Source organism: Bradyrhizobium sp., from assembly GCF_049586575.1.
Classification (GTDB): Bacteria; Pseudomonadota; Alphaproteobacteria; order Rhizobiales; family Xanthobacteraceae; genus Bradyrhizobium.
Genome location: NZ_JBAVCF010000682.1, coordinates 1 through 9,230, shown reverse-complemented (window position 1 = coordinate 9,230; position 9,230 = coordinate 1). Strand labels below are relative to the sequence as shown.

General features: G+C 60.0%; 8 protein-coding genes and 1 pseudogene. 4 read left to right on the top strand and 5 right to left on the bottom strand.

Annotation, left to right across the window (positions count from 1 at the left end; all coding sequences use genetic code 11):
* Both WB528_RS25005 and WB528_RS25000 read right to left on the bottom strand, forming a co-directional pair.
* A partial coding sequence (locus tag WB528_RS25005) for a DUF4332 domain-containing protein (RefSeq protein ID WP_423891741.1) occupies positions 1-357 on the bottom strand: 357 nt, incomplete at its 3' end.
* A gap of 23 nt (positions 358-380) precedes the next feature.
* Complete coding sequence (locus WB528_RS25000) at positions 381-746, bottom strand: DUF2267 domain-containing protein (protein ID WP_423891739.1); 366 nt, start codon at positions 744-746, stop codon at positions 381-383.
* Between the two features lie 337 nt (positions 747-1,083).
* Here WB528_RS25000 and WB528_RS24995 point away from each other — a divergent pair, with 337 nt between their 5' ends.
* The 3 genes from WB528_RS24995 to WB528_RS24985 are packed head-to-tail and all read left to right on the top strand — an operon-like array spanning position 1,084 to position 5,439.
* Positions 1,084-2,637 (top strand): helicase HerA-like domain-containing protein, encoded by a 1,554-nt coding sequence (locus WB528_RS24995; RefSeq protein ID WP_423891737.1) that lies wholly within the window; start codon positions 1,084-1,086, stop codon positions 2,635-2,637.
* Positions 2,638-2,682: 45 nt separating this feature from the next.
* Positions 2,683-3,972, top strand: a complete 1,290-nt coding sequence (locus WB528_RS24990; RefSeq protein WP_423891734.1) for a glycosyltransferase family 87 protein — start codon at positions 2,683-2,685, stop codon at positions 3,970-3,972.
* A 36-nt stretch (positions 3,973-4,008) separates the two neighbouring features.
* Positions 4,009-5,439 (top strand): M20/M25/M40 family metallo-hydrolase, encoded by a 1,431-nt coding sequence (locus WB528_RS24985; protein WP_423891732.1) that lies wholly within the window; start codon positions 4,009-4,011, stop codon positions 5,437-5,439.
* A 25-nt stretch (positions 5,440-5,464) separates the two neighbouring features.
* Here the strand turns inward: WB528_RS24985 and WB528_RS24980 are convergent, their stop codons facing one another.
* The 3 genes from WB528_RS24980 to WB528_RS24970 form a co-directional block, all read right to left on the bottom strand.
* Positions 5,465-5,881 carry a hypothetical protein gene (locus tag WB528_RS24980; protein ID WP_423891730.1) on the bottom strand — a complete coding sequence of 139 codons (417 nt, stop codon included), beginning with the start codon at positions 5,879-5,881 and terminating at the stop codon, positions 5,465-5,467.
* 181 nt (positions 5,882-6,062) lie between these two features.
* Entirely contained in the window at positions 6,063-6,842 is a 780-nt protein-coding gene (locus WB528_RS24975) for a class II aldolase/adducin family protein (RefSeq protein WP_423891728.1), read from the bottom strand.
* 113 nt (positions 6,843-6,955) lie between these two features.
* Complete coding sequence (locus tag WB528_RS24970) at positions 6,956-8,605, bottom strand: glycosyltransferase family 39 protein (protein WP_423891726.1); 1,650 nt, start codon at positions 8,603-8,605, stop codon at positions 6,956-6,958.
* Positions 8,606-8,904: 299 nt separating this feature from the next.
* Here WB528_RS24970 and WB528_RS24965 point away from each other — a divergent pair.
* Positions 8,905-9,230 (top strand): annotated as a pseudogene (locus WB528_RS24965) (hypothetical protein); the annotation flags it as partial.

Below are 9,230 nucleotides of genomic sequence, written 5' to 3'. Positions count from 1 at the left end.
GACCGATTTTTCGGAAGGCATAACCCGGACCAGCTTGCGCCTGATGTTCACTTCTTTCATGTTCTGCGCCAGCCGGGACGGATTCCGAAGTGCAAGTTCACGCACCGTCGGAACGCCTGCGGCGCGCACCAAGCCGACCTTTGCCCTGCCCATGCCGGGAATCCGCATGTAGTCGGAAAAGTTCGCCCACTCGAGCAACTGCTGTTCACTGATACCCGTCTTGGCCGCAAGCGCCTTGCGTCCCTTCACGGTTCTTGCCGCCTCCAAAAGGCGGTCCGTGGTGCGAATGCCCAGCGACTTCAGTTTGGAAGCTGCGAAAGAGGGAAGGCCATCAATCTCGGAAATAGGATATGTCATGATTCTTCGATGTGAAATCTATGTCACGCGAACTGAAGCAATCCGGGAGTCCCTGCGATGATCGCGCCCATTTGATCCTCCCCGATTTTGTCTCGGCCAAACCGGAAAAGTTCGCGCGCGATGTTTTGAATGTCGTTGATGCCGAGGCCCAGTCCCATCAGCCGCGAGCCGACGGCCATCAGGCCGCCTCCCATCAGCTTCGCGAAGCCGCCACCGTTCTCCGACGCGGAGATTGCCGCTTCTGCTCCGGGAATCTTGTCAATCAAGGCCTGGACCTTGTCCGAGGGACCTTCCTTGCGAAGGTAACCCAGAACGATACCGACGGTCTTCTCGGCCACAGTACGTTCAATGCCGGCCTTGGAGGCCAGCCACGCCGTTAGTTCGTCCATCGTGCCCCGTCCTCGGCCAGCTTGTCCGCCGGATCCCCCACTTGCGATTTATCTTGATCTTCTGCGGGACGAATTACAAGCGATCACCGTGTCTGTCGGTGTGAATCGAGCGGCAAGTGTTGCAGCAATGCAAGAGCAAGAGACGATTTCGCCCCTTGACGGCTTGGTTTCGTTGCGAACTTGATGACGCGAAGCGCCAAAACCGGGTCGAATGTGCGCCAAACGAAAATGCGTTCCCATTGGTCATAACGTTCGTTGAAGGTTTCAATCGGCTCGCAACATGCACTATAAGTGCGGCGTTTGGACTGCGCCTTGAGGTGCACGACGAGGCGATGCGATGGCAACACCCGATACCCGGACCGTCGATACTGCCGAGAAGATTTTTATCGGCAAAGGCGAAGAGCCAGCCTGGTTGACGCTGGCGTTGGCCAATCGGCACGGGCTTGTGACGGGTGCAACCGGGACCGGAAAGACCGTCTCGTTACAGGTGATGGCCGAGGGATTTGCGCGTGCAGGCGTTCCCGTCTTTGCGGCCGACATCAAGGGAGACCTGTCCGGCATTTCAGAAGTCGGTGAGGCCAGGGATTTCATCCTCAAGCGTGCCGTCGATATGGGGCTGTCGTTCCAGCCGGACCGGTTTTCGACGGTGTTTTGGGATGTATTTGGTGAGCAGGGGCATCCGGTGCGCGCCACCGTCTCCGAGATGGGACCACTCCTGCTGTCGCGCATGATGGACCTGAACGATGTCCAGGAGGGCGTGCTGAACATCGCCTTCAAGGTCGCGGACGAACAGGGCCTGTTGCTCCTCGACATGAAGGACCTGCGCGGGATCCTGTCTTTTATCGCCGAGCATGCCGGAGAATTGACGACCCAATACGGAAATGTCTCGAAGCAGACGGTCGGGACGATCCAGCGTCAGCTTCTGGTGCTGGAAAACCAGGGCGGCGACAAGTTCTTCGGAGAACCGGCGCTTGACCTGAAAGACTTCATGCGCACCGATCGCGACGGCCGCGGGATGGTCAATATCCTGGCCGCCGACAGGCTGATGCAAAGCCCCAGATTGTACGCGACCTTCCTGTTGTGGATGTTGTCGGAGCTGTTTGAGCAGTTGCCGGAGGCGGGCGATCCTCCCAAGCCCAAGCTGGTGTTCTTCTTTGACGAGGCTCATCTGTTGTTCAACGATGCGCCGAAAGCGCTGATGGACAAGATCGAGCAGGTGGTGCGGCTGATCCGCTCAAAGGGCGTCGGTGTCTATTTCGTCACGCAGAATCCGATCGACGTGCCGGACAAGGTGCTCGCCCAACTGGGAAACCGTGTGCAGCACGCGCTTCGCGCCTTCACGCCGCGGGACCAGAAGGCTGTTACCGCGGCGGCCCAGACCTTCCGTCCCAATCCGAAGCTCGATACCGCCCGGGTGATCATGGAGCTCGGCAAGGGCGAAGCCTTGGTGTCGTTTTTGGAAGGTAATGGCATTCCCGCGATGGTGGAGCGTGTCATGGTTCGGCCGCCGACCGCGCGCATCGGGCCGATCACGCCGGAGGAGCGCAAGGCCATCATCGACAACAGCCCCGTAAAGGGCAAATACGACACCGCGATCGATTCCGAGTCCGCTTATGAAGTCTTGCAGAAGCGGGTGGCAGGAACGAGTAGCGGAGGCGGTGGGATCCTGGGCCAGATCGGCGGCATCGTCGGAACGATTTTCGGTGCCAACACCTCCCGCGGCAGATTGTCCGCGGGACAGTTGATCGCCCGCAACGTCACGCGCTCGGTCACCAACAAGGTCGTCGGCGGCGTGGCCGCCGATCTCGGCAAATCCGTCGGCGGTTCGATCGGCGGCTCGGTCGGCCGCGCCATCGTCCGCGGTGCGCTCGGCAGCCTGCTGCGGCGATAGAAGTGAATTTGGTGTGGTCTTCCTTCAATTTTCAGAAAGTGACGCGTGCTGAGATTTCCGTCCTTGCGAGCGCCGCTCGATCTTCTTTTCCTGGTCTGCTGCTTCATCTTGACCGCGGACGTGCTCGGCCCCGAGATTTTCGGCCACGGGAAGACAAAGGATTATCCGCTCTGGTTCTGGGCCGGTCAGCAGGTCTTGCAGGGCAAAGACCTCTATCCGCACGACGCTCACGCCTTTTTCGCGTTTCTCTATCCGCCGCCAGCAGCGATCCTGCTTGCGATACCCGCGTACTTCGGAAAGATCCCGCTCTACCTTTTTCTCTGTTTACTGAACGTCACTGCCTGGTGGATGACCGCCCAGCTTTCCAACGCCATGACGGGCGACGACAAGGTCGTAAATCCCTGGCTGGTGGCGCTGCCCTCCGTCATCATGATCTCGTTCACCTTTGACATGTTCGACCTCGGCCAGCCCAATCTCGTCTTGCTGGCGCTGATGCTATTGGGGTTCTGGTTCCTGCAACACGGGCGCCCCTGGAGTTCGGGAATCCTGTTTGCGCTCGCAACCGCCATCAAGGTTTTTCCGGTCGCTGTGCTTCCTTATCTTGTTTGGCGGCGGCAATGGGCGTCAGCCGCGAGCATGGCGATCCTTCTGGTCGTTTTTCTGATCGTCATTCCCGCCCCGGTGCGCGGCTTTCAGCATAATCTCTCCGAGCTGAGAACCTGGTATCAGGGAATGGTCGGATCGAGTTCGGAAGCGGGCTTCGGACAGCGCGACGATCAGAACTGGTCGTGGATGAACCAATCCCTGATCTCCTTGACGCATCGCCTGACTCGCCCGGTCGACTACAATCAGGACAATCCGAACAGGCCGCCTGCGTACATGAATCTGCTTGATCTGGATTTCAAGGCTGCCAATTGGGTCGTGGCCGGCGTTTCGCTTGTGATCGGTCTTGGCTTCATCGCCGTGATGCCGCCGGCGCGGCGCAGGACGCCCCGGTCGGATGCCGAGGAGCTCGGCATCCTGTTTTGTCTCATGACGGTCGCATCGCCATTGGCGCGCCAATACTATTTCATGTGGCTGTTTTTCCCGCTCACGGTCCTGATCCACCGCGCGGCCTGTGATCCCCGCGCCGCCGTGCGCAAGGGAACATGGATTGTGCTGGCGATTTCAGGCTTCCTGGCGTGCCTGTCGCTTCCAATGTTTCCACATGACTTGCAGGCCTTCGGAAACAACTTTTTCGCGACCGCCCTGATGGCCGGAGCGCTTGGCTGGTATCTCCTGCATCCGGCGGAAGGGAAGGCCAGCTCCTTGTCCACGTCCGGCAGCGTGCCGTAAGGTGCGGAGGTCCTGCCAACCAAAGGAAGATCGGAAATGCCCGACGCCTCGCAACTTCAAAAAGTCCTTGAGCGCATCGATGCAGATTTCGACAACAGCCTCGAGCGGCTGTTTGCGCTATTGCGGATCAAGTCGATTTCGGCTGACCCGGCCTTTGCCGCCGAGTGCAGGACGGCTGCCGAACATCTGGCGAAGGACATCGCCACACTCGGACTGACCAGCGAAGTGCGGCCGACCGCCGGCCATCCGGCCGTTGTCGCCAAATCCGGGGGCAGGCCTGGCAAGTCCAGTGGCGACGGCGAACGGACGCACGCGTTGTTTTATGGCCACTACGACGTGCAGCCTGTCGATCCGCTCAGCCTGTGGCACCGTCCCCCGTTTGAACCCGCCATAACCGACCACGTGGACGGACGGAAAATCATCGTCGCGCGCGGTGCGGAAGACGATAAGGGACAGTTGATGACCTTCGTCGAGGCGTGCCGGGCCTGGAAGACGGTGACCGGGTCGCTGCCGATCGACCTGACGATCGTGATCGAGGGCGAAGAGGAAGTCGGCTCCAAAAATTTTGTTCCGTTTCTTGAAAAGAACAAAGGCGACCTGGCTGCGGATTTCGCGCTCGTTTGCGACACCGGCATGTGGGATCCAAACACGCCGGCGATCACGACCTCGTTGCGAGGGCTCGTGTACGAGGAAGTGAAGATCAAGGCAGCCAATCGCGATCTGCATTCCGGCATTTTTGGCGGCGGCGCGCAAAATCCGATCCGGGTTCTGACCCGCATTCTCGGCGGCATTTTCGATGACGACGGCCGCATCACGATCCCCGGCTTCTATGATGGTGTCAAAGATGTGCCGCCGGACGTTCTGGAGCAGTGGCGGAAGCTTGATCTGACGCCTGAAAAATTTCTCAAGCCAATCGGGCTGTCGATCCCGGCCGGCGAGAAGGGACGCCTGTTGATCGAGCAGGTTTCTTCACGTCCGACCTGCGACGTCAACGGTATCGTCGGCGGCTATATCGGCGAGGGTTCGAAGACCGTCATTCCCGCGGAAGCATCCGCCAAGATTTCGTTCCGATTGGTGGAGGGACAGAACCCCGAAAGGATCCGAAACGCGTTTCGCGACTACGTCACGGCGCGTTTGCCGAAAGACTGCCGCGCGGAATTCACCGATCACTCCAACGCGCCCGCCGTGGCGCTTGACTGGAACATGAAGCCGCTCGCGGCCGCCCGGCGCGCGCTGGCGGAGGAGTGGGGCAAGGACGCCGTGCTGATGGGGTCGGGCGCCTCTATCCCGATCGTTGCCGATTTCAAGCGCACCTTGGGTCTCGACTCGCTGCTGGTGGGATTTGCGCTCGACGACGACAACATTCATTCGCCAAACGAGAAATACGATCTCAGAAGCTTCCACAAGGGCATTCGATCCTGGGCGAGAATTCTCGCGGCGCTGGCGGAGATGCCGCGTGCGTCGTGAACTTCTCCATGAAGAACGAGGGCCGCTAGTGGTTGGCTGCTTCGGCCGCGGCCCGTCGCATCGCCTCGGCGGCTTCCGGATGGCGGCGATAATAATCGCATTGTCCGGGCTTTGCCGCGCGGTCGAGGCCCTCCTGCTTCGCAGCCTGCAGCAGCTGCTCGTCTTCTTTCAAATCGAGGATCGTCTGCTCCTGGACAAAGCTAAGATAGCTGTCTCTGCCGGTGAGGGAATGGATGCCAGCTTCGTTGGTTAGAATCTTGCAGCCGGCGGCAAAATAGACATCCTTCACGCGGCGTACGAACTTGGCCCGCCGTTCCAGATATTTTTGTTTGAGTTTGGCCGTCAGCGTCTGCTTCGGCGGATCGGCCTGTTGCGCGCTTGCCGCGGGTAAAACCGCCGTCAATGCTACGGCGACAGCCACAACATAGATGGTCTTTTTCATGATTTTCCCCTCAGTGCCCGCCGCATCTAATCGCCAGGAAATCCGGACCGCAATACGCAGTGCATTGCAATATGGAAGGCGGAGCGTGCCTAACGCAAAAACGCCGCCCGGGATTGGGCGGCGTTTGGATTCGACGTGTAGAGGTATGTGAGTAGAACTCTACACCGCACCCGCTAATTTTTCAATTCTTGTAGCTGGGATCCAGCCGGTCGAGCTTACGCAGCAGCGGCGGCCACACCAGCGTGGTTGACCGGAGTTCCTGGCGCTCGGGATTGGCGAGCAGTTGGGTGTTCTTGTCGATGACCGCGGGGTCGACCGGATAGGCGACAGGTCCGAGCATGCGGGTGCGAACCTGCATGGTGCAGGCGCGCTCGAGATGGAACATGCGCTCAAAAGCCGACGCTACGGACCGGCCGACCGTCAGGGTGCCGTGATTGCGCAGCAGCATGTGGTTCTTGTCACCAAGGTCGCGTTGCAGGCGCGGGCGTTCATCGTGATCGAGTGCAATGCCTTCATAGTCGTGATAGGCGAGGTCAAAAGTAACAAGCTGTGCGGTCTGATTGAGCGGCAACAATCCTTCCGCCGAGCTTGCGACCGCGGTGCCGTCCGGCGTGTGCAGATGAATGACGCAGCCGGCATCTTCGCGGACCTCATGGATCGCCGAATGGATCGTGAAGCCGGCCGGATTGATGCTGTAGGGGCTTTTGGAGAGCTGGTTGCCGTCGAGGTCGACCTTGACCAGGCTTGACGCGGTGATTTCATCGAACATGAGCCCGTAAGGGTTGATGAGGAAATGATGCTCCGGCCCCGGCACCCGCGCGGAAATATGGGTATCGACCAGATCATCCCAGCCGTAATGGGCAATCAAGCGGTAGCAGGCGGCAAGATTGACGCGCTGGCTCCATTCCGCCTCGGTCATCCCGGACGGCACCTCTTTCAGGCGAGCTTCCGCTGGCGACATCGCTGGTTCTCCCGTTGTTCGCTGAGTTATCCAAACCTATTTCGCCGCTCGCCGCACGGCAAGACAGCCAACCGGTGTGGCAGTCATGCTTTGCAATGAGGGTTAGCGGTTCGTCAGGGCGCCGGTATCGACAGCAGGCTGGAAATGCTGCGTCCGCGGATGTCGTAGACGCGAGCGAACACCACGTCGTCGCGCTTGATTTCCACCAGCACCGGCGCGGTCAGCCCTTTGCAGTAGAATTCGCCGAGCGTCATCGCGAAGTCGGCCGCATGGCTGTCCCAGCCGATCGTGAAATCGGGGCCCAGTGCGACCTGGGCCGGACGTTGTGGCCCGCATACGGCGACCTTCCATTTGCGGCCGGCCGGCGGAGTTTCGTGCCGCTCCTCGATCTCCTCGTGCAAGCCATCGGAGGCCTGCTTGAAGGCCAGCCCCCAGTAATCGAGCATGTAGCGATCGTCAGCGCCACGTACGGTGCCGGCGATGTGATTGAAAAAGGTGTATTGATAAGGATGCAGGCGGATCATTTCGCCAAGCGGCAGCAGCAGGCCGAACGAGAATACGACAAGAGCGGCCGGCTGCCAGCTGCGGCGATTTTCTTTGAGCCAATCCATTCCCCTGGCGAAGGCGAAGCCCGCCAGCACGGTCATCGGCGGAATGACGAAGATGAAATGGCGGATGCCGTTATAAAGCGCAGGCCGCTTCAGAATGGCGGTCGCGATCGGCAGCACCGCGCCGAGCGTCAGCATCAGAAAGATCGTCTTGCGGCGCGCCGGAACGTCGTTACGCGGTAAGGTCAGGATGGTCGCAATAATTGCGGCGATTGTCAGCGCCAGCAAAACTTCCGGAAGCTGCAAGGCGAATAGCGTGGGGAGATACGACCACGGCATGTCGGGAACTGACACGAGCGCGCCGTCGAACATCTCCTTCCAGGGCTTTTCGAAGAAGTGCGAGAAATAGGTGACGGCCTGGAAGGGATGGCCGGGTTCGATGATCGACCACGGCCAGATCAATCCCATGATGAGATAACCGAGGATCAGGCCGGGTAAAAGGGCGTAGGACATTTGCGCAAACCGCCGCAAAGCCTCACGCGCCCCGTGCGTGCGGATCTCCTCGATCAACATCGGCATAAAGCCAACGAGCGCGTAAAGCAACGCCAGCCCACCGAGAATGCGTGAGCCCATCGAAAAACCGGCGCCAAGGCCTATGATCAGAACCGTTCGTGGCGAGGGATGCGGATATTCTTCCGCGAGACGAACCAGACCGAGCATCAGGATTACCATTGCCACTGCAAATGGCGCATCCTTGGGGTTCATGAACATGTGACCGTAGAAGGTCGGACACAGCGCCAGAAGCAATAGCGCCGCAAGGCCCGCGAGCGGGCCGCCGACGCGACGACCCAGCCGCCAGGTGACCCCAAGGCCGATGATGCCGACGATCGCGCCGAGCAGCCGGCGCGTTTCAAACAATTCGAGCGGAATCACCTTGTGCAGCAGCGCCGCAGCCATATCGAAGCCGCCGCCATACATGTAGAGATTAGCAAACGATAACGCCCCAGTGTCCTTGAACCCGGAGCCGTACATCCGCAGCAGCAGATCGGCATATTCGGCGTGAGTGTAATCGTCCCAGCCGAGCCCGTAGTCGCGAAAGGTGAGGCTTGCGACCAATCCGACCCCCGCCAATGCCAATATTGCGGCATCATCCCAGGTTCTCTCCATCGAGCGCCGCGAAGGCGTATCGAGAGCCGAAGTCGTGATTGATGACATGGCTATTGGTAACCCGGTGTCCCTTTGGCCCAGCTAGCGCCCTTTGGGCCTCATCCTCCGGCATCCATATAGCGCAGTTCCGTTGCCAAGTAATTGGCAATTGTGGCGTAATTCGCCTGTCGCAGTGCAACTAACGTCGCAGATGCCTCTCTTGTTCCGGTTCCATAGGTTCCCCCAGCTATCGGAACGACCTCAGCAATTGGCGTTGGCGAGGGGGGCAATATGACGGTATCGTGGCGGCGGGGACTGCGGAGGCTGCGCGTAATAGAGGTGGGGCGCCGCCAGGGGTGGAATTGATGATGATTGGAATGTTGGTCGCCGGGATCGGCTGCCTTCTGGCAGGTCTTGTTGCGATCGGTTTCGGGATCCCGATCAACGAGTTCGGCCTTGGCAACACGTTGATTCTGGCCGGCGCCGTGACCGCCTGCTCGGGGCTGCTTATCCTGAGCTTGTGGGTCATCGTCAGAGAACTGAAAGGCATCGCCGAGCGGCTTGGGGTCATTCCGGCCTCCGGTATGAGGCGCGATGCGTCACAGCCAGCGGCGCTCCCGCGCAATGCCGGCGCTCAAGGTGGTAGCCCAGCTTTTGACGCTGACGCGGCCGCGGGCGAGCCATCCGGTGGGCC

What these genes read in the sequence shown, in the direction of transcription:
- WB528_RS25000 (WP_423891739.1), bottom strand. Translation starts at nt 746, where the DNA reads ATGGACGAACTAACGGCGTGGCTGGCCTCCAAGGCCGGCATTGAACGT.
- WB528_RS24995 (WP_423891737.1), top strand. Translation starts at nt 1,084, where the DNA reads ATGGCAACACCCGATACCCGGACCGTCGATACTGCCGAGAAGATTTTT.
- WB528_RS24985 (WP_423891732.1), top strand. Translation starts at nt 4,009, where the DNA reads ATGCCCGACGCCTCGCAACTTCAAAAAGTCCTTGAGCGCATCGATGCA.
- WB528_RS24980 (WP_423891730.1), bottom strand. Translation starts at nt 5,881, where the DNA reads ATGAAAAAGACCATCTATGTTGTGGCTGTCGCCGTAGCATTGACGGCG.
- WB528_RS24975 (WP_423891728.1), bottom strand. Translation starts at nt 6,842, where the DNA reads ATGTCGCCAGCGGAAGCTCGCCTGAAAGAGGTGCCGTCCGGGATGACC.
- WB528_RS24970 (WP_423891726.1), bottom strand. Translation starts at nt 8,605, where the DNA reads ATGTCATCAATCACGACTTCGGCTCTCGATACGCCTTCGCGGCGCTCG.